The organism is Mycobacterium sp. SMC-8, assembly GCF_025263565.1.
Taxonomy (GTDB): domain Bacteria; phylum Actinomycetota; class Actinomycetes; order Mycobacteriales; family Mycobacteriaceae; genus Mycobacterium.
The window spans coordinates 4,563,258-4,583,383 of record NZ_CP079865.1 but is presented as its reverse complement, the minus strand read 5'-3'; the positions used below and the strand labels follow the sequence as shown (position 1 = coordinate 4,583,383).

Here is a 20,126-nt window from a genome sequence, read left to right as displayed (position 1 = left end):
CGCTACCGCGCCCGGGGGTGGGCGCCGGCCCACACCTCGCGCAGCGCATTAACGGTGACCATGGTGTAAATCTGCGTGGTGGTCACCGACGCGTGCCCGAGCAGTTCCTGCACGACGCGGACGTCGGCGCCGCCGTCGAGCAGATGGGTGGCGAAGGAGTGGCGCAGCACGTGCGGGGACACCGTCGCGGTGATGCCCGCGCGTTCGGCGGCGTCCTGCAGCACCTGCCACGCGCTCTGCCGGGACAACCGCCCGCCGCGGGCGTTGAGGAAGATCGCGGGGGTGCCGCGGCCGCGCCGCGCCAGGTCGGGCCGGGCACGCACCAGGTAGGCGTCCAGCGCGCCGACCGCGGGCCGCCCGATCGGGATCAGCCGTTGTTTCCCGCCTTTGCCGCGCAGCAGCACCGACCGGGCCTCGGTGTCGACGTCGTCGACATCGAGGCCGACCGCCTCGGAGATGCGGGCGCCGGTGGAGTACAGCAGCTCCAGCAGCGCCCGGTTGCGCAGGGTCAGGGGGCCGTCGGCGTCGCTGTCACCGCCGGCGGCCTCCAGCAGGGCCAGCACCTCGTCGATGCTCAGGCTCTTGGGCAGCCGGCGACCGGGCGTCGGCGGCTTCACCTCGCGGGCGACGTCGACCGTGGTGATGCCTTCGGCGGCGGCGAACCGGTGCAGGCCGCGGACCGCGATCACGGCGCGGGCCGCCGACACCGCCGACAGTGGCACCACCCCGTTGTCGGGATCGCCGCGGCGCAGCGACACCAGGAAGTCGGTGACGTCGGCCTCGGTCACGCCGGCCAGGTCGGTGACCCCGCGCGACGCGAGGTGCTCGGCGTAGCGCCGCAGGTCGCGACGGTAGGAGCTCAGGGTGTTCGCGGCCACCCCGCGCTCGATCGCGAGGTGGTCCAGGTAGCCCTGGAACTGATCGTCGAGCGCCGCCGGCTCCACCCCGGTGGTCATGGATGCCCCATCCGGCGGGCGAACGCCCGGGGCCGGTCCACCCACGGGGCGTCAACCGGCCGCAGCACCGAGGGGTCCGGCATCGTGTGCGCGGCGAGGATGCCGGCCACCGAGATCGAGTTGACGATGTCCCCGGAGAACACCCTGGCCACCGCGTCGGCGAGAGGAACCCGCTCCAGGGTCAGGTCGGCTTCCTCGTCGTGGGCCTGCGGCCGGTCGACGTCGCTGAGGCCGGTGGCCAGGAACACCCGCACGCTCTCGTCGCAGAACCCGGGCGCCGAATCGAGGTCAACGAGGGTGCGCCAGGTCTGCGCCGCCTGGCCGGCTTCCTCGGCGAGCTCCCGCGCCGCGGTCTCGTGCGGCGGCTCGCCGCCGAAGTCGAGCAGCCCGGCGGGCAGTTCCCAGAGCCGGCGCCCGAACGGATGCCGGTACTGCTGTATCAGCGTGATACGGCCGTCGTCGTCGAGCGCCACGACCGCGACCGCACCGAAGTGCTCGACGACCTCGCGCCGTGCGGTGCCGCCGCCGGGCATGCGCACCTCGTCGGCGCGCAACGCCAGGATCTTCCCGACGTAGATCGTCTCCGAAGAGACCGTGGTGAACTCGTGACGCCCGCGCTCACCCTCAGCCACGAGCCGGGGTGTCCTCGAGAGCGTGCTCGGCGCCGTTGGGCCGCAGTTCGTGCTCGGGAATCTCCGGCATCTCCACCGGCAGGCGCTCGGCGTTCTTGTAGTCCAGCGACGCGCCCACGAACGCGTCGAACAGCGGATGCGGACGGGTGGGACGGCTCTTGAGCTCCGGGTGGGCCTGGGTGCCGACGAGGAACGGGTGCACCTCGGGCGGGTACTCGACGAACTCGACGAGGTGGCCGTCCGGTGAGGTGCCCGAGAAGCGGAGCCCGCTCTCGGCGATCCGGTCCCGGTAGGCGTTGTTCACCTCGTAGCGGTGCCGGTGCCGCTCCGACACCTCGGTCGCTCCATAGGCTTGCGCGACAATCGAATCCGGCTCCAGAACGGCGGGGTAGGCGCCCAGCCGCATGGTGCCGCCGAGGTCGGCGTCCCCGGCGACCGCGTCGCGCTGATCGGCCATCGTCGAGATCACCGGATCGGGTGTGGCCGGGTCGAACTCCGCGGAGTTCGCCTCGGTCAGCCCGACCGAGCGGGCCGCTTCGATGACGATGCACTGCAGACCCAGGCACAGGCCCAGCACCGGCAGGCCGCGCTTGCGCGCATACCGGATGGCCCCGATCTTGCCTTCGATGCCGCGGATGCCGAACCCGCCAGGGATCAGCACACCGTCGACATCGGCCAGTGCCACCGCGGCCGCGGCGTCGGTCTCGCAGTCGTCGGAGGCGATCCACTGCATCTCGACCTTCGCGTGGTGGGCGAACCCACCGGCGCGAATCGCCTCGGCGACCGACAGGTAGGCGTCGGACAGATCGATGTATTTGCCCACCAACGCGATTCGCACGGTCTCGCGGGGCTCGTGCACGCGACGCAGCAGGTCGTTCCACTGGGTCCAGTCCACGTCGCGGAACGGCAGGTTCAGCCGCCGCACCACGTACGCGTCGAGTTCCTCGCGGTGCAGGACCTTCGGGATGTCGTAGATCGACGGGGCGTCCGGGGTGGAGATGACGCCGTCGATGTCGACGTCGCACATCAACGCGATCTTGTTCTTGAGCGGCTCGGGCACGTCGCGGTCACAGCGCAGGATCAGCGCGTCCGGCGTGATGCCGATGCTGCGCAGCGCGGCCACCGAGTGCTGCGTCGGTTTGGTCTTGAGCTCACCGGACGGCGCCATGAACGGAACCAGCGAGCAGTGCAGGAAGAAGCAGTTCTCCCGGCCGACCTCGTGGCGGACCTGGCGGGCCGCCTCGAGGAACGGCAGCGACTCGATGTCGCCGACGGTGCCGCCGATCTCGGTGATGATCACATCCGGCCGGTTGCCCTCGTTGTCGGTGGCGTCCATGGCCAGGATGCGGCGTTTGATCTCGTCGGTGATGTGCGGGATCACCTGGACGGTGTCGCCGAGGTACTCGCCGCGGCGTTCCTTGGCGATGACCGTCGAATAGACCTGTCCGGTGGTCACATTGGCCGACCCGGACAGATCACGGTCCAGGAAGCGCTCGTAGTGGCCGACGTCGAGGTCGGTCTCCGCGCCGTCCTCGGTGACGAACACCTCACCGTGCTGGAACGGGTTCATCGTCCCCGGGTCGACGTTCAGATAAGGGTCGAGCTTCTGCATGGTCACCTGCAGCCCCCGCGCGGTCAGCAACTGGCCCAGGCTGGACGCCGTGAGACCTTTGCCGAGGGAGGACACCACGCCACCGGTCACGAAGAGGTGCTTGGTGGCCGTTTGCGGGTGCTTGCGTAACGCTGGCAAGAACTACCTCCGTGATGACCGGGCAGGGCTTGTTTCGCTGGGTTCGCACCCGGTTTGGGGCCTGCCGACCCACGGAACCCCACCCTAACACCGACCGGGACGCGTTGTTGTTGACGCGCCGGGCTACTGCGCGACGGTGACCGAGGTCGCTCCCGGCCCGATCCCGAACTGGTCCGGGCGACCGCCGTTGATCAACACGCCCAGCGCGAGCACCGAGGTGATCCGGCCGGATTCGCTGTCGATGTCGTCGACGGTGCTGACGGCGTTCTTCATCGCCGCATCGGCCCTGGTCACTGCGACCGCGGAGGTACCGGTGGCCGACCCGTCACGGCCGACGAGCACAGTTCCCGAACCGTGTGGCGCGAGTCCCGCGGCGAACCGTGCGACGGTCGCGCCCTGATTACCGGCGTCCTCGCCGAGAGCGCCGCCGGTGACCACGAGCGCGGTGTCGGCGGCGCCGATGCGTTCGGTGCCGTAGGTCACGAAGCCGGTGTCGCGCAGCGCGGCCAGCACGGTGGCGCGCTGATCGTCGTTCACGGGCGGCTTCTTCGGATCGCGGTCGATCAGCAGCGAGATACCGAGCAGATCGCCGGCTTGGGATCCCTGGTCTACGGTGGTCGTGCTCAGCTGGGCTCCGGCCGGGACGATCGGCGAGTTGACCACCGACAGCAGCTTCTCCGCCGAGTTCGCGTCGACGAACTGCTGCGTCAGGCCGACGGTGCCGGCGAGCGTGCCGCCGGCCTGAGAGATCAGCCGGGCCAGCCCGTCGATGTCGTTGTCGGCGGCGTCGGGGGTGCGGAAGATCACCACCGATTTCCGGGCCAGGGTGTCACGCAGGATCCGCGGCGCCACCTGGGCGTCGAAATCGCCTGCAGCCTTGAGCTTCTCGTTGAGGGCGTTGCGGTCACCGGTCAACGTGTCGATCTGCTGCTGCATCTCCTGCTTGTCGTCGCGCAGGCCGGACAGCACCGTGTTGGACAGCAGCCCCGACCCCAGGGCCACGCCGATGGCCAGCGCCAGGAAGACGGCGGCCAACGAAATGGCGTGCGAACGCAGCGAGATCACCGTTGCTCCCCTACGACACCAGACCCTGGACCCAGAGCAGGAACTGATTCCAGTACTGGGACACCCACTCGATCACTGCGGCGTCGGCGCGAGACACCCACAGCGCCGCGATCACCGCGATCAGCATGGCCAACACCAGCAGCGCGACGGCGCCGCCGGAGACGCGGCTGCGGTACAGGGTGGCGACGGCCTTGGCGTCGACGAGCTTCTCGCCCACCTTCATCCGGGTCAGGAACGTCGACGGGTTGCTCTGCTGGCGGGTGCGGTCGAAGAACTCCTCGATGCTCGCCGTGTGGCCCACCGTGACGATCAAGGACGCGCCGTGGTGGTCACACAGGAGCAGGGCCAGGTCGGCGGCCGATCCCGCGGCGGGAAACGTCATCGCGCCCACGCCGAGGTCCTGGATCCGCTCAAGACCGGCGGCATGGCCGTCGGCGTCGGCGGGCAGTACCACCTGGGCGCCGCAGCGCAGCACCTCGGTGCTGATCTTGTCGGGGTCGCCGACGATCAGTGCCGGCCGGTAGCCGGCCTTGCGCAGGATGTCGGCGCCGGAACCGACCCCGACCAGCACCGGCTGATACTCCTTGATGAACGGTTTGAGCGCCTTGAGGTCGGCGGCCGCGTTCTCCTCCTCGGCGACGATCACCACATGCCTGCGGTTGAGGTCCACGTCGATGTCGGGTATGCCGATCCCGTCGATCAGCAGCGGGCTCTCGCTGCGGATGAACTCGATGGTGTTGCCCGCGAACGCCTCGAGGTGGGCCACCAGCCCGCCCTTGGCCTCCTGCATCAGTTCGTGGATGTCGGCGTCGGTGCGCTCGGTGCCCAGGACCAGCCGGCGGTCGCCGGAATACACACCGCCCTCGTTGAGCCGGATGCGGGCGCCGTCCTTGACCTTCTTGAACACCTCAGGGCCGGTGCTGTCGATCAGCGTGATGCCGTTGGCGACCAGGACCTCGGGCCCGAGGTTGGGATAGCGGCCCGAGATCGACGCGGACGCGTTGACCACTGCGGTGACGCCGGCATCGACCAGTGCGTCGGCGGTGACGCGGTCCAGGTCGAGGGCGTCGATGACGACGATGTCGCCGGGGGTCACCCGTCTGAGGAGTCGATCGATGTCGCGGTCCACGCGGGCAGTGCCGGTGATACCTGGCCGTGAGCTGGCATTACGGGACAGCAGCGCTGACATCTTCATGGGTGGATTCTGTGCGGCGACGACCGGAATCCGTTGGAGGCGCGCCGTAACACCAGCCTCACAAGTTGTCTTCTGTCACACGAGTAACAGGGCGCCGAACCTGTCAGCCGGTGGCGGCGCGCTCGCCCCGGGCGGCATCCAGCAGCTCGCGCGCGTGCGCGCGGCCGCTGTCGGACTCCCCCAGCCCGGCCAGCATCCTGGCCAGTTCGGCCACACGGTCGTCCTCGTCGAGGCGCCGCACTCCGCTGGATTTCGCCTTGGGCTTGCCGGCGGCGCCCCCGGCGACCCCTTCGACGACGAGGTGCACGTCGGCGTAGGCGGCGACCTGCGGCAGGTGTGTGACGACGATGACCTGGTGGGTGCGCGCCAGCCGGGCCAGCCGTCGCCCGATCTGCACGGCGGCTCGTCCGCCCACGCCGGCGTCGACCTCGTCGAAAACCATGGTGGTGCCCTCGCTCGACGCGGACAGCACGACTTCCAGGGCCAACATCACCCGGGACAGCTCACCGCCCGAGGCACTCTTGTTCAGCGGGAGCAGGTCGGAGCCGCCGTGCGCGGCGAACCCGAACTCGACGGCGTCGACTCCGTCGCGGCCGGCGTGCACGGTGACCCCCGACGGCAGGGGCAGCGGGGCGGTGTCGTCGGCGCGTGCCGGCAGCGGGCTCACCGAGATCACGAACTGGGCGCCGGCCATCGCCAGGCCGGCCAGTTCGGTGGTGACCGCCTTGGACAAGCCCTTGGCGGCCTTGGCCCTGACCTTGGTCAGGTCCTGCGCCGTGGCGATCACCTTGGCCTGCAGCTCGTCGACCCGACGTTCCAGCCCGGCCAGTGCTTCCTCGGACACGTCGAGCTGGGCGAGCCGGTCGCGGGCCTCGCGGGCCCAATCGAGCACACCGTCGACGTCGGCGGCGTACTTGCGCGTCAACGTGCGCAGCTCCGCCTGGCGCGCCAACTTGGTTTCCAGAGTGCTTGTGTCCGTTGGCAATTCGTCCAGATAATGCCCGAGCTCGCCGGATACGTCGACCAGCACCGTCAGCGCGGTGCCGAGCTGCTCGGCCAGCGTCTTGAGCGGGACGTCATCGGTGTCTTCCAGCGCCGAGCGCGCCTGCCCCACCGCGTGGGCGGCGGAGAAGCCGTCGTCACCCTCCCCGGACAGCGCCGCCCTGGCGGTCTGCACGGCATCGCGCAACGCGTCGAGCTCGGAAAGCCGGCGGATGTCGGCAACCAGTCCCTCGTCCTCCCCGGGCTGCGGGTCGATGACCTCGATCTCGTTCAGCGCGAACTGCAGGCGGTCGGCTTCCTGCGCCATCTCGCGGGCCCGCCGCCGGCGGTCGTCGAGGTCGCGCCGGGCTTCCAGCCAGACGTCGCGGGCCGTGCGGTAGCGCTGCAGCGAAGCGCTCACCTCGGCGTACCGGTCGAGGGCGGCGCGTTGCTCGTCCGGCCGCATCAACCGCAGCTGGTCGTTCTGTCCGTGCAGGGTGAGCAGTTCGTTGGTGAAGCCGCTCAAGGATCGAGCCGGGACACTGCGGCCCCCCAGATAGGCCCGCGACGGTCCGTCCCGGCTCACGGAGCGGGCGGCGATGATGCTCCCGTCGTCGTCGCGTTCGGCGCCGCAGGAGTCCAGGATCTCGTCGACCTGCCCGGCGACCTCCGCGCCCAGCTCGACCGTCGTGAACCGGCCCTCGACGACGGCGCGCTCGGCGCCCGAACGCACCTTGGTCGCGTCGGCGCGGGCACCCCCGAGCAGGTGCAGGCCGGTGACCACCATGGTCTTGCCGGCACCGGTCTCGCCGGTCAGCACGGTCAGTCCGCCGTCGAACTCCGCGGTGGCGGCGTTGATCGCACCGAGTGCCTCGATTCGGATTTCTGCTAGCACTACTGTCCGCGCCACCCCGTGACCGGAAGCCGGAACTTGCGTACCAGCCGATCGGTGAACGGCGCGCTGTCCAGCCGCACCCACTTCAGCGGTGTGGCGCACCGGGTCACCTCCAGGCGGCCACCGGCAGGCACGACCATGTCCCGCCGGCCGTCGCAGAACACCAGCGCGTCGTGACCGCTGGCTTCGATCTCGATCGCGATCAACGCATCGGGGCTGGTCACCATCGGGCGGGCGAACAGCGCATGCGCATTGTTCGGCACCACCAGGATCGCCTCCAGGTCCGGCCACAGCACCGGGCCGCCCGCCGAGAACGCGTACGCCGTGGACCCGGTCGGGGTCGACACCAGCACCCCGTCGCAACCGAACGACGACACCGGGCGTCCGTCCACCTCCAGGAGCGCACCGAGCACGCCCAGCCGCGTCCCCTTCTCCAGGCTTGCCTCGTTGAGTGCCCACCCGCGGTCGATCAGCCGGCCTTCGGCGCGCACGGCGACGTCAAGGGTCATCCGGTGCTCGACCCGGTAGTCGCGCCGGATGATGTGGTCGAGCACCTTGTCGATGGCCTCGGCCTCGGCTTCTGCCAGGAAGCCGATCTTGCCGAGGTTCACCCCGAGCACCGGGATCTCGACGTTGCGGGCCAGTTCGGCGGCGCGCAGGAAGGTGCCGTCGCCGCCGAGCACCAGCACCAGCTCGCATCCTTCGGCGGCCCTCTCGTCCGCGTCGACGACCTCGATCTCCACGCCGAGCGCCCGCATGTCGTCGGGAGCCAGGTGGATGGGTCCGCGATCGACCGCTTCGGCGGACAATGCACGCAAGGCGATGCCGTTGTCGGACAACACTTTTTCGACCCGCCGGGCCACCTCGGTCACTTCCTCACGACCGGTGTGCAAGACCAGCAGGATGGTGCGTTCGCTCATTGCGGCCCCTCCTCGACCGCGCGACGTACCGCGGCCTCCAGCTCGTCGCCCTGCAGGGAGTGCTCACCGCGGGTGCGCAGGTCCAGGAAGTACTCGACGTTACCCGCCGGGCCGGGCAGTGGACTGGCGGTGACGGCCACGGCATGCCAGTTCAGTTCCGCGGCACGCCGGGCCACCGAGAGCACCGCGTCGGCGCGGAGCAACGGATCGGACACCACGCCGCCGCCACCGACCCGTTCCTTGCCGACCTCGAATTGAGGTTTCACCATAGGAACGATATCGGCGTCCGGTGACGCGCAGGTCGTCAGTGCGGGCAGCACCGTCGCCAGCGAGATGAACGACAGGTCTGCGACGACCAGATCGACGGATCCGCCGATCGCCTCCGGGGTGAGTTCGCGGACGTTGGTGCGCTCCATCACCGTCACCCTCGGGTCGGTGCGCAGCGACCAGGCCAGTTGGCCGTAGCCGACGTCGACGGCGATCACCTCGCGGGCCTGGCGGTGCAGCAGCACCTCGGTGAAGCCGCCGGTCGAGGCCCCGGCGTCCAGGCAGCGGCGGTTCTCGACGGACAATCCGAACGCGTCGAGCGCGCCGATGAGTTTGTGGGCGCCCCGCGACACCCAGGAGTCGGCGTCGCCGCCCTCGACGGTCAGATGCGCGGTCACCGACACCGCGGTGGCGGGCTTGGCCGCGGGCATACCGTCCACCCGGACCCGGCCGGCGCCGATCAGCTCGGCCGCCTGCTGGCGCGAGCGGGCCAGCCCTCGTCGAACCAGTTCGGCGTCAACACGTGCGCGACGCGCCACGCGGGTCAGCCCTTCTCGACGGATTCCAGCGCGCGCACCAGCAGATCGTGCGCCTGCTCGAGGCGCGCCGCGACGGAGTCCAGGTCAGCCGCCGACACATCGATCGGCTCACCCAGCAGTTCGGTCACCTGGGTGCGGATCTGGTCGGGATCGTTGGTCATAGCGGTGTTCACGCTAGTCGATGCGAGCGGACAGCAGCGTCCACCGCTGCACGGCCTGTCGGGACGCGTCGTCGGCCGCGCGGACCGGACGGCGTTCGATTCCCGCCTCCCACACCGCCGCGGCGAGGGCACGCACCGCGGACAGCGGGTCGCCCGGGTCTGACCCGGTGGCGCTCAGCGTGACCGCCGTGGCGTCGACGTCGACCCGCCAGCCCGGATGCGGCGCGACGCGCAACGTGTCGGCCTGACCGACGGCCAGCGCCCGGAGGTCTTCGGCCAGGTAGGTCGGACGCTGCTCGCTACTCGCCCAGATGGCGTCGTCGGCAGAGTTGACCCCGCACAGCACCATCAGGCTGGGCAGCTGCGCTGCGTTGGCGCCGGCGATGTCGGTGTCGAGCCGATCCCCGACCACCAGCGGGCGCTCGAACTCGCCGCGGGCCAGCGCATCCTGCATCAACGCGGGCGCCGGTTTCCCGGCCACCTGCGGATCCCGGTCGGTGGCGGTGCGCAGCGCGGCCACCATCGAACCGTTCCCGGGCAGCAGACCGCGTTCCGAGGGCAGCGTCTTGTCGACGTTGGCGGCGATCCACAGCGCTCCGGCCCGGATCGCGAGCGCCGCCTCGGCCAGGGCCGGCCACGCGGTGTCCGGCGAATGGCCCTGCACCACCGCGACCGGGCCGTCCGCGAAGGCGCGGACCGGGGTCAGCCCCGCGCCGGCGACCTCCCCGGCCAACGCGTCGGTCCCGACCACGAGGACCTTGGCGGCGGGCGGGAGTTGGTCGGCCAGCAACCGCGCCGCGCTCTGGGCGCTGGTGACGACGTCGTCGGCGGCGGCCGCGAAACCCAGCTCACGCAGGTGCGCGGCGACCTGTTCGGCGTCGCGGGAGGCGTTGTTCGTCACGAACAGCACGCGAGGGTCGATCGCAGCCAGCGTGTCGACCGCCCCCGGGGTGGGTGCGTCGCCGCGGAACACCGTGCCGTCGAGGTCGAGCAGCAGACAATCATGCTGCTGCACAAGGGCGCTCACGTCAGGACAGCTCCGTGACACGTTCTTCGGCGTCGGTGACACCGTCGACGTCGGCGGCTGCGGCATGCAGGAACCACTGCAGCGCCTCGTCGTTGCGGCCGAGCTCCAGCAGGGTGTCGGCGTAGGCGTAGAACAGACGCGCAGCTGTCTGGCCGCTGCGGTCCGGATCGAGGGTCGGGGTCGACAGCACGGCGAGCGCCTGTTCGTGTTGGCCCAGATCCGATCGCGCACCCGCCACGACAATGCGCAGCTCGTCGGCGTCGTCTCCGGTCAGCGCCGCGGCCTCCGGTGACCGGGCGAGTTCGATGGCGCGTTCAGGACGTCCGACACCACGCTCGCAATCCGCGATCAACGCCAACAGCGGTGAGCGACTTCCCATTCGGCGCGCCGCCCGCAGTTCTGCGAGTGCCTGGGCCCAGTCGCCGCACTGATAGGCCGCGATACCGACGGCCTCGCGGACCGCCGCGATCCTTCCCGACCGAGCACGCGCGGCGCGGGCATGCGCCAACGCCGCTTCGGGGTCCTCCTCGAGCAGCTCGCCGGCGGCGACCAGGTGCCGGGCCACCACGTCGGCGGTGCTGCGGTCGAGGGTGGTCAGTTCTCCGCGGATCTCGGGGGCGAGCTGTCGAGCTTCGATCTCCTTGGGGATCGGCGGACCGCTGGCACGATCGTCACTCTCGGGGCGGGGCTGGGCGGCGCGCGCCCGGTTCGGACCCGAGGTGCGCGGCGCCCCCGAGCGCTGATCGCGCCGCGGACGCTGCCGGTTGTCGTTCGAGCTGCGGCTGGGTCGACGATCGCCGCGGCCGCCCTGATTGTCTTGGGGCACGTCGAAAAGGATACGGGCCGGCTCTGCAGCCACATAATCTGCGTTTCAGAAATGGCTGCGATAAAAGAATGGAAATGGCGGTGTCCAGAAATGGAAATCGCCCCCCACGCAATTGTGGGGGGCGATTCCTAATTTGTGTTCGGCGGTGTCCTACTTTTCCACCCGTGTGGGTAGTATCATCGGCGCTGGCAGGCTTAGCTTCCGGGTTCGGGATGGGACCGGGCGTTTCCCTGCCGCTATGGACCGCCGTAACTGTATTCACTCGTTTTTGAGTGATCCCCGTGGTGGGGAAGTTTATAGCCCCTTGTTTATTGGTGGTGGGGGTGGTGTGGTTTGTGGTTGTGGTTGCGAGGTTTTGTTGGTGTTGTAAGTTTTCGGCCGGTTAGTGCCAGTTCCCTGCACCTCTTGCGAGGCTTCTAGGTCTGGTCTATCGATCCCGTGGTCTGCGGGGGGCCTTATCCCACTGAAATGGGTGAGAAGCCTGGTCTTGGAGGGGGTTTCCCGCTTAGATGCTTTCAGCGGTTATCCTGTCCGAACGTGGCTATCCAGCGGTGCCCCTGGTGGGACAACTGGTAGACCAGAGGTTCGTCCGTCCCGGTCCTCTCGTACTAGGGACAGGTTTCCTCAAGCTTCTGACGCGCGCGGCGGATAGAGACCGAACTGTCTCACGACGTTCTAAACCCAGCTCGCGTGCCGCTTTAATGGGCGAACAGCCCAACCCTTGGGACCTGCTCCAGCCCCAGGATGCGACGAGCCGACATCGAGGTGCCAAACCATCCCGTCGATATGGACTCTTGGGGAAGATCAGCCTGTTATCCCCGGGGTACCTTTTATCCGTTGAGCGACACCCCTTCCACTCAGAGGTGCCGGATCACTAGTCCCGACTTTCGTCCCTGCTCGACATGTCCGTCTCGCAGTCAAGCTCCCTTGTGCACTTACACTCAACACCTGATTGCCGTCCAGGTTGAGGGAACCTTTGGGCGCCTCCGTTACATTTTAGGAGGCAACCGCCCCAGTTAAACTACCCACCAGGCACTGTCCCTGGACCGGATAGACGGTCCGAGGTTAGAGGCCCAATACGATCAGAGTGGTATTTCAACAACGACTCCACCCTCACTGGCGTGAGGGCTTCACAGTCTCCCACCTATCCTACACAAACCGTATCGAGCACCAATACCAAGTTGTAGTGAAGGTCCCGGGGTCTTTTCGTCCTGCCGCGCGTAACGAGCATCTTTACTCGTAATGCAATTTCGCCGAGTCTATGGTTGAGACAGCTGAGAAGTCGTTACGCCATTCGTGCAGGTCGGAACTTACCCGACAAGGAATTTCGCTACCTTAGGATGGTTATAGTTACCACCGCCGTTTACTGGGGCTTAAATTCTCCGCTTCACCCCCGAAAGGGTTAACGGGTCCTCTTAACCTTCCAGCACCGGGCAGGCGTCAGTCCGTATACATCGTCTTGCGACTTCGCACGGACCTGTGTTTTTAGTAAACAGTCGCTTCTCACTGGTTTGTGCCACCCTCCCGCTGCCGGCCGCGAGGGCCTTGACGGTGTGGGGGTCCCCCTTCTCCCGAAGTTACGGGGGCATTTTGCCGAGTTCCTTAACCATAGTTCACTCGTACGCCTCGGTATTCTCTACCTGACCACCTGTGTTGGTTTGGGGTACGGGCCGTGTGTGCGCTCGCTAGAGGCTTTTCTCGGCAGCATAGGATCACCGAATTCGCCTCAATCGGCTATGCATCACCTCTCAGGCATCATGAGTGACGGATTTACCTATCACTCGCCCTACAGGCTTACCCCGGTATTACCACTGACCGGTACGGCTACCTTCCTGCGTCACCCCATCGCTTGACTACTACCACCGAAGGTCCCGCGCAGCCGGCGACGGTCGCTCCCCGAAGGGATTGATCTGTCGCCTTTTGGGCGGTTAGTACCGGTGATTCATCAGGGACGCTCACACACGGGTACGGGAATATCAACCCGTTGTCCATCGACTACGCCTGTCGGCCTCGCCTTAGGTCCCGACTCACCCTGGGCGGACTGGCCTGGCCCAGGAACCCTTGGTCTTCCGGCGGGCAAGGTTCTCACTTGCCTTATCGCTACTCATGCCTGCATTCTCACTCCCACACCCTCCACAGCTAGATCACTCTGCTGCTTCACCGGATGCAGGACGCTCCCCTACCCAGCACACAAGTGTGCTGCCGCGGCTTCGGCGGTGTGCTTGAGCCCCGCTACATTATCGGCGCACAATCACTTGACCAGTGAGCTATTACGCACTCTTTCAAGGGTGGCTGCTTCTAAGCCAACCTCCTGGTTGTCTTCGCGACTGCACATCCTTTTCCACTTAGCACACGCTTAGGGGCCTTAGCCGGCGATCTGGGCTGTTTCCCTCTCGACGCACGGAGCTTATCCCCCGCCGTCTCACTGCCGCATTACACCGTGTCGGCATTCGGAGTTTGGCTGACGTCAGTAACCCTGTGGGGCCCATCGGCCATCCAGTAGCTCTACCTCCGACACGAACACTGCGACGCTGCACCTAAATGCATTTCGGGGAGAACCAGCTATCACGGAGTTTGATTGGCCTTTCACCCCTACCCACAACTCATCCCCTCAGTCTTCAACCTAAGTGGGTTCGGGCCTCCACGCGGTCTTACCCGCGCTTCACCCTGGCCATGGGTAGATCACTCCGCTTCGGGTCCAGAACACACCACTACACCACACACAACTGTGCGGATACGCCCTATTCAGACTCGCTTTCGCTACGGCTACCCCACCCGGGTTAACCTCGCGACATGTCCCTGACTCGCAGGCTCATTCTTCAAAAGGCACGCCATCACCCCACGCAAAAACGAAGGCTCTGACGGATTGTAAGCGCACGGTTTCAGGTACTATTTCACTCCCCTCCCGGGGTACTTTTCACCATTCCCTCACGGTACTCATCCGCTATCGGTCACTGGGAAGTATTCAGGCTTACCGGGTGGTCCCGGCAGATTCACAGCAGATTCCACGGGCCCGCTGCTACTCGGGGAAACCTGTGACAGCAGATCAGGAGTTTTCGACTACGGGGCTCTCACCCACTACGGCAGACCATCCCAGGCCACTTCGCCTAACACCTGATTTTCTCACTGCTGCTGCCCACGGCGGCGGACAGAACACAGACCCCACAACACCGCACACACAACCCCCGCCGGGTATCACATGCACACGGTTTAGCCATCCTCCGCTTTCGCTCGCCACTACTCACGGAATCACTTTTGTTTTCTCTTCCTACGGGTACTGAGATGTTTCACTTCCCCGCGTTCCCCCCCAACGCCTATATATTCAGCGTTGGGTGACACGACATCACTCGTGCCGGGTTTCCCCATTCGGACATCCTCGGATCCACGCTCGGTTGACAGCTCCCCGAGGCATATCGCAGCCTCCCACGTCCTTCATCGGCTCCCAGTGCCAAGGCATCCACCATGCGCCCTTAAACACTTACAACACAAAACCAAAAAATGAGTCACCCACACACACCCCACAACGAGATGCATGCGAGTATCAGAAAAATTTGCATTACATGAAATGACAACCCACACAAGAAAACCCACCCCCACAAAGGAAGACAGGCCCTCATACAAGCCATCATCTCGATGCTCGCAACCACTATCCACAAATCAAACACCACACCCCACCACCAAAGCAGGGCAACAACACGCTCCACCACCCCAACGGGCAATGGCCAACCCCCAACGGGGCTGCAGGGCCTGTTGTCTCAAAGCCCAATAGTGTGTCTGGCAGCCGCGCACGGCATTTCCCTACCCATGCGCCAATGTCTGTTGCCTGCACCAGACCCTGAAACCCACTACAGGCCAGGGCCATCCAACGAATCGATCAGATCACCGAACCCCCACACGATGTGGGCGGGCCTGATTCTCGTGGTGCTCCTTAGAAAGGAGGTGATCCAGCCGCACCTTCCGGTACGGCTACCTTGTTACGACTTCGTCCCAATCGCCGATCCCACCTTCGACGGCTCCCTCCCACAAGGGGTTAGGCCACCGGCTTCGGGTGTTACCGACTTTCATGACGTGACGGGCGGTGTGTACAAGGCCCGGGAACGTATTCACCGCAGCGTTGCTGATCTGCGATTACTAGCGACTCCGACTTCACGGGGTCGAGTTGCAGACCCCGATCCGAACTGAGACCGGCTTTGAAAGGATTCGCTCCACCTCACGGCATCGCAGCCCTTTGTACCGGCCATTGTAGCATGTGTGAAGCCCTGGACATAAGGGGCATGATGACTTGACGTCATCCCCACCTTCCTCCGAGTTGACCCCGGCAGTCTCTCACGAGTCCCCGCCATTACGCGCTGGCAACATAAGATAAGGGTTGCGCTCGTTGCGGGACTTAACCCAACATCTCACGACACGAGCTGACGACAGCCATGCACCACCTGCACACAGGCCACAAGGGAACCGACATCTCTGCCGGCGTCCTGTGCATGTCAAACCCAGGTAAGGTTCTTCGCGTTGCATCGAATTAATCCACATGCTCCGCCGCTTGTGCGGGCCCCCGTCAATTTCTTTGAGTTTTAGCCTTGCGGCCGTACTCCCCAGGCGGGGTACTTAATGCGTTAGCTACGGCACGGATCCCAAGGAAGGAAACCCACACCTAGTACCCACCGTTTACGGCGTGGACTACCAGGGTATCTAATCCTGTTCGCTCCCCACGCTTTCGCTCCTCAGCGTCAGTTACTGCCCAGAGACCCGCCTTCGCCACCGGTGTTCCTCCTGATATCTGCGCATTCCACCGCTACACCAGGAATTCCAGTCTCCCCTGCAGTACTCCAGTCTGCCCGTATCGCCCGCACGCCCACAGTTGAGCTGTGAGTTTTCACGGACAACGCGACAAACCACCTACGAGCTCTTTACGCCCAGTAATTCCGGACAACGCTCGGACCCTACGTATTACCGCGGCTGCTGGCACGTAGTTGGCCGGTCCTTCTTCTCCAGGTACCGTCACTTGCGCTTCGTCCCTGGCGAAAGAGGTTTACAACCCGAAGGCCGTCATCCCTCACGCGGCGTCGCTGCATCAGGCTTGCGCCCATTGTGCAATATTCCCCACTGCTGCCTCCCGTAGGAGTCTGGGCCGTATCTCAGTCCCAGTGTGGCCGGTCACCCTCTCAGGCCGGCTACCCGTCGTCGCCTTGGTAAGCCATAACCTCACCAACAAGCTGATAGGCCGCGGGCCCATCCCACACCGCAAAAGCTTTCCCCTCCCAGACCATGCAGCCAGAAGGGTGTATTCGGTATTAGACCCAGTTTCCCAGGCTTATCCCAAAGTGCAGGGCAGATCACCCACGTGTTACTCACCCGTTCGCCACTCGAGTACCCCGAAGGGCCTTTCCGTTCGACTTGCATGTGTTAAGCACGCCGCCAGCGTTCGTCCTGAGCCAGAATCAAACTCTCCAAACAAAAACCCCCACACCAAAAAGTGCAGGCAGAATTCACAATCAGAGAAATCCGATCATCAAACAAGACACCAAAAACTGGCATCCAAAAACAACCCACCCCTAAACGGGAAAAAGAGGCAGGCCAAAAAACAACAAACAAAAACCACCAAACACACTATTGAGTTCTCAAACAACACGCCCCCAGACCTGCCGCACAACAACCCCGGCTCGAAAGCCGTGATCCTCGTGCGGACAGATGAGGACATCCGCCGGAGCGGACTTCCCTCTGGAGTGCCGCCGCGCTCTCCGGGTTTTGGGCCCGTGTCGCAGCGACTCCGATAAGTTACGTCAGGGATAACGCCGAGTCAAATCTGCTGCTAGAGCGTGTTTTTCGACCGGTATCCGGTGCACGCCCCGTCAGGGGTTTTCGGCTCGCGATCATTCAACGACCGGCCCACCGGATTTGTTCCCCATTGCCGATTACGCGCTGACCAGGCGATTCGTCCACGACATCAGCCCACCCGCTCTATTCCGGCGACATTGCGCTTGCCGCGGCGGAGCACCAACCACTTGCCGTGGAGGTAGTCCGAGGGCTGGGGCGACCACTCGTCTGTGGTGATCTTCACGTTGTTGACCGACACCCCGCCTTCGGCGATGGTCCGGCGGGCTGCGCCCTTGCTCGCGGAAAGTCCTGTGGAGACAAGCAATTCCGTGATCGAGTCGTTACCGCCCGGCTCGAGCTGGGCCACCGAGGCCTCTCTCAGCGCCGCCGCCAACGTGGGTTCGTCGAGCTCCGCCAGCTCTGCGCGCCCGAACAGCGCCTGGCTCGCGTGCTCAACGGCCACGGTCGCCGCCTCGCCGTGCACCAGGTTGGTGAGCTCTCGGGCCAGCCGTCGCTGGGCCGCCCTTTCATGCGGACGTTCGGCCGTCGCCTGCTCGAGCTCGGCCAGCTCGTCGGCGTCGAGGAACGTAAACCAGCGCAGATACGGCACGACGTCGGCGTCGGCGGTGTTGACGAAGTACTGGTACCAGGCATACGGGCTGGTCATATCCGGATCGAGCCAAAGGCTGCCGCCGCCGGTGGACTTGCCGAACTTCTTGCCTTCGGAGTCGGTCACCAGCGGAGTGGTCAGGGCGTGCACGCTGGCTCCGGCCTTCTGCCGGACCAGCCGCACGCCGGCGATGATGTTCCCCCATTGATCGGATCCGCCGACCTGCAGGGTGCAGCCGTACCGCTGGTGCAGTTCGACGTAGTCATTGGCCTGCAACAGCATGTAGCTGAACTCGGTGTAGGAGATGCCTTCCCCCTCGAGCCGCCGGCGGACGGTGTCGCGGTCGAGCATCACGTTGACCGAGAAGTGCTTGCCGACATCGCGCAGGAACTCGATCGCCGACAGCTCACCGGTCCAGGACAGGTTGTCGACGACGACCGCACCGGTGCGCGAATCGTCGAACTCCACGAACCGCTCAAGCTGACCGCGGATGCGATCCGCCCAGTCGGCGACGGTGTCGGCGGTGTTCAGCGTTCGCTCCCCCACATCGCGCGGATCACCGATCATCCCGGTGGCACCCCCGGCGAGCACGATCGGGCGATGGCCGGCCTGCTGGAATCGGCGCAGAGTCAACAGCGGGATCAAATGACCGGCGTGCAGGCTCGGCGCCGTCGGATCGAATCCGGAATACACCGTGACGGGCCCGTCGGCCAGCGCCTCGGCCAGCGCATCGCGGTCGGTGGACTGTGCGATCAGCCCACGCCATTCCAACTCATCGAGGATCGACGTGCCCTTAACACTCACGCATCGATCTTCCCGTACTAGTCGCTGCGCCCCGGCACCGGTGCCCGCGGACTGCGCCGGTAGGCCGACACCTCGGGATGGCCGGGCAGCCACATCCGCCACGGGCGGTCGGCCGCCTTGCTCACTCCCACGCGCGGCCCGGTCTCGCCCACACGTAACTGTCCCAGTTCCAACCGGACCGGAGCCGACGGATCGAACAGGTCGATTCCGTTGTCGTCCATCGTGATCCCGAGCGCCGAACACAGATTGCCCGGACCCCGGGCCAGCGCGACTTCGCGCACCGCCGGACCGCGACGGGTCCAGGCCCGGTCATGACCGGTGTCGATCACCGCCGCACGCAGTAGCACGGCCGCCGCGACGCCGTCGCTCGCGCACACCACGTTCGCGCAGACGTGGATGCCGTGGCTGCGGTAGGTGTAGAGCCGTCCCGGCGGGCCGAACATCACGGCGTTGCGCAGGCCCGGCCCGCGATAGGAGTGTGCTGCGGCATCCGGCCACGGCCCGTCTTCGGGGCCGCCGTAGGCCTCGACCTCGACAATCGTCGCGGCCACCCGGCGACCGGCCAGACGGGCCCCCAACAGCAGGCGCGCGGCAGTGAGCGGATCGACCGCGAGTAGATCAGCCGACACGTCCGGGCTGAAACACGTCGGCCAGGGCGTCGGCGACGACACGGTAAGCGACGTCCTCTTCGGCATGGACCCCGGGGAAGAAGTAGAAACCGTGCGGCATGCCGTCGGGAAAGTACTCGTGCGCGACCCCGCCGGCCGCGCGGATGCGCGCGGCGAACGCGCGGGCGGAATCGACGATCGGATCGTGCGTGCCGGCCACGACGACCGCGGGCGGGTAGTCGGTCAGGTCGCCCTCGATCGGGCTCACCCACGGGTGCTTCCACGGCGCGGTCGCCACATAGGCGCCGCGGATGAAACCGGCGAAGGCCATGTCATAGACGATTCCGCGCGGCGCCAGCTGAAGGAACGACGGCCACCGCTCGAACTGGAAGTCGGCGAAAGCGCCGAGCATCACCACGGCGTCCGGCACCCGCACACCCTCGTCGCGGGCCCGCAGCGGGATCGCACCGGCGAAGTTCGATCCCGCCGAATCCCCCGCCACGGCCACGCGGGTGATGTCGGCGCCCAGGTCCGAGCCGTGCCGGGTGATCCAGGTGTAAACGTCGAACGCGTCGTCGAACGGGACGGGGAAGGCGTACTCGGGCGCGGAACGGTAGTTGGCCGAGACCACCAGCGCGTCGTTGGTGAAGCCCAGTTTCCGGGCGAGGAAGTCGCAGTCCTCGGAGGAACCGACGGTGAACCCGCCGCCGTGGTAGTAGACGATCACCGGCAGCAGGCCGGACTCGCAGGACCGTGGCCGATACACCTGGCAGCGCGCCACCCCGTCGCGCACCGGCAGATACACCTGGTCGACGTCGACATCCGGTACCGCGTCGGCTCCGGTGGCCGGCACCAGCGCGGGATCGGGCTGATGTCCGTCGCCGATGTAGCCGGACCGCACCGGTGCGATCATCAGGTCGCGCAGTGCAACCGGGTGACGGTTGTTGGCGATCACCCGGTACATCGGCATCGCGGGATCGTTGGCGTCGATGTAACTGAGCCCGTCGATTACCGTCGGCGCGGTGACGTCCTTCTTCCCCGGGGGAATCGCGCGCAGTGAATCTCGGACCAAGCGT

14 protein-coding genes and 3 rRNA genes are annotated in these 20,126 nt (G+C 66.3%); all 17 read right to left on the bottom strand.

Annotation, left to right across the window (positions count from 1 at the left end):
* Nucleotides 1-2: 2 nt before the first annotated feature.
* Nucleotides 3-956, bottom strand: a complete 954-nt coding sequence (gene xerD, locus KXD97_RS22175) for a site-specific tyrosine recombinase XerD (RefSeq protein WP_396884544.1) — start codon at nucleotides 954-956, stop codon at nucleotides 3-5.
* A complete protein-coding gene (locus tag KXD97_RS22170; protein ID WP_260752447.1) occupies nucleotides 953-1,588 on the bottom strand; it encodes an NUDIX hydrolase in 636 nt (211 codons plus the stop codon). Before KXD97_RS22170 ends, xerD begins: the two co-directional genes overlap by 4 nt.
* Nucleotides 1,581-3,338: a CTP synthase gene (locus KXD97_RS22165; RefSeq protein WP_260752446.1), complete on the bottom strand. Its 1,758-nt coding sequence runs from the start codon at nucleotides 3,336-3,338 to the stop codon at nucleotides 1,581-1,583. Before KXD97_RS22165 ends, KXD97_RS22170 begins: the two co-directional genes overlap by 8 nt.
* 123 nt (nucleotides 3,339-3,461) lie before the next feature.
* Entirely contained in the window at nucleotides 3,462-4,403 is a 942-nt protein-coding gene (locus KXD97_RS22160; RefSeq protein ID WP_260752444.1) for a copper transporter, read from the bottom strand.
* A 10-nt stretch (nucleotides 4,404-4,413) separates the two neighbouring features.
* Complete coding sequence (gene steA, locus KXD97_RS22155; protein ID WP_260752443.1) at nucleotides 4,414-5,598, bottom strand: putative cytokinetic ring protein SteA; 1,185 nt, start codon at nucleotides 5,596-5,598, stop codon at nucleotides 4,414-4,416.
* Nucleotides 5,599-5,701: 103 nt separating this feature from the next.
* Nucleotides 5,702-7,474: a DNA repair protein RecN gene (gene recN, locus KXD97_RS22150; protein WP_260758111.1), complete on the bottom strand. Its 1,773-nt coding sequence runs from the start codon at nucleotides 7,472-7,474 to the stop codon at nucleotides 5,702-5,704.
* Nucleotides 7,474-8,394 (bottom strand): NAD kinase, encoded by a 921-nt coding sequence (locus KXD97_RS22145; RefSeq protein WP_260752436.1) that lies wholly within the window; start codon nucleotides 8,392-8,394, stop codon nucleotides 7,474-7,476. Before KXD97_RS22145 ends, recN begins: the two co-directional genes overlap by 1 nt.
* Nucleotides 8,391-9,200, bottom strand: a complete 810-nt coding sequence (locus KXD97_RS22140; protein ID WP_260752434.1) for a TlyA family RNA methyltransferase — start codon at nucleotides 9,198-9,200, stop codon at nucleotides 8,391-8,393. Before KXD97_RS22140 ends, KXD97_RS22145 begins: the two co-directional genes overlap by 4 nt.
* A gap of 5 nt (nucleotides 9,201-9,205) precedes the next feature.
* Nucleotides 9,206-9,373: a hypothetical protein gene (locus tag KXD97_RS22135; protein ID WP_260758290.1), complete on the bottom strand. Its 168-nt coding sequence runs from the start codon at nucleotides 9,371-9,373 to the stop codon at nucleotides 9,206-9,208.
* A gap of 1 nt (nucleotide 9,374) precedes the next feature.
* Nucleotides 9,375-10,388 (bottom strand): HAD-IIA family hydrolase, encoded by a 1,014-nt coding sequence (locus KXD97_RS22130; RefSeq protein ID WP_260752431.1) that lies wholly within the window; start codon nucleotides 10,386-10,388, stop codon nucleotides 9,375-9,377.
* A gap of 1 nt (nucleotide 10,389) precedes the next feature.
* On the bottom strand, nucleotides 10,390-11,214 hold the full coding sequence (locus tag KXD97_RS22125) for a tetratricopeptide repeat protein (protein ID WP_260752428.1): 825 nt from the start codon (nucleotides 11,212-11,214) through the stop codon (nucleotides 10,390-10,392).
* A gap of 137 nt (nucleotides 11,215-11,351) precedes the next feature.
* Nucleotides 11,352-11,465, bottom strand: a 5S ribosomal RNA gene (gene rrf / locus KXD97_RS22120).
* A gap of 111 nt (nucleotides 11,466-11,576) precedes the next feature.
* Nucleotides 11,577-14,698 (bottom strand): 23S ribosomal RNA (locus KXD97_RS22115).
* 448 nt (nucleotides 14,699-15,146) lie between these two features.
* Nucleotides 15,147-16,668 (bottom strand): 16S ribosomal RNA (locus KXD97_RS22110).
* Together the 16S, 23S and 5S rRNA genes form the textbook arrangement of a ribosomal RNA operon.
* A 490-nt stretch (nucleotides 16,669-17,158) precedes the next feature.
* A complete protein-coding gene (gene tyrS / locus KXD97_RS22105; RefSeq protein WP_260752426.1) occupies nucleotides 17,159-18,442 on the bottom strand; it encodes a tyrosine--tRNA ligase in 1,284 nt (427 codons plus the stop codon).
* 17 nt (nucleotides 18,443-18,459) lie between these two features.
* Nucleotides 18,460-19,071 (bottom strand): DNA-3-methyladenine glycosylase, encoded by a 612-nt coding sequence (locus tag KXD97_RS22100; protein WP_260752424.1) that lies wholly within the window; start codon nucleotides 19,069-19,071, stop codon nucleotides 18,460-18,462.
* On the bottom strand, nucleotides 19,061-20,122 hold the full coding sequence (locus KXD97_RS22095; protein ID WP_260752423.1) for an alpha/beta hydrolase: 1,062 nt from the start codon (nucleotides 20,120-20,122) through the stop codon (nucleotides 19,061-19,063). The genes KXD97_RS22100 and KXD97_RS22095 overlap by 11 nt, the downstream gene beginning before the upstream one ends.
* Nucleotides 20,123-20,126 lie beyond the last annotated feature (4 nt).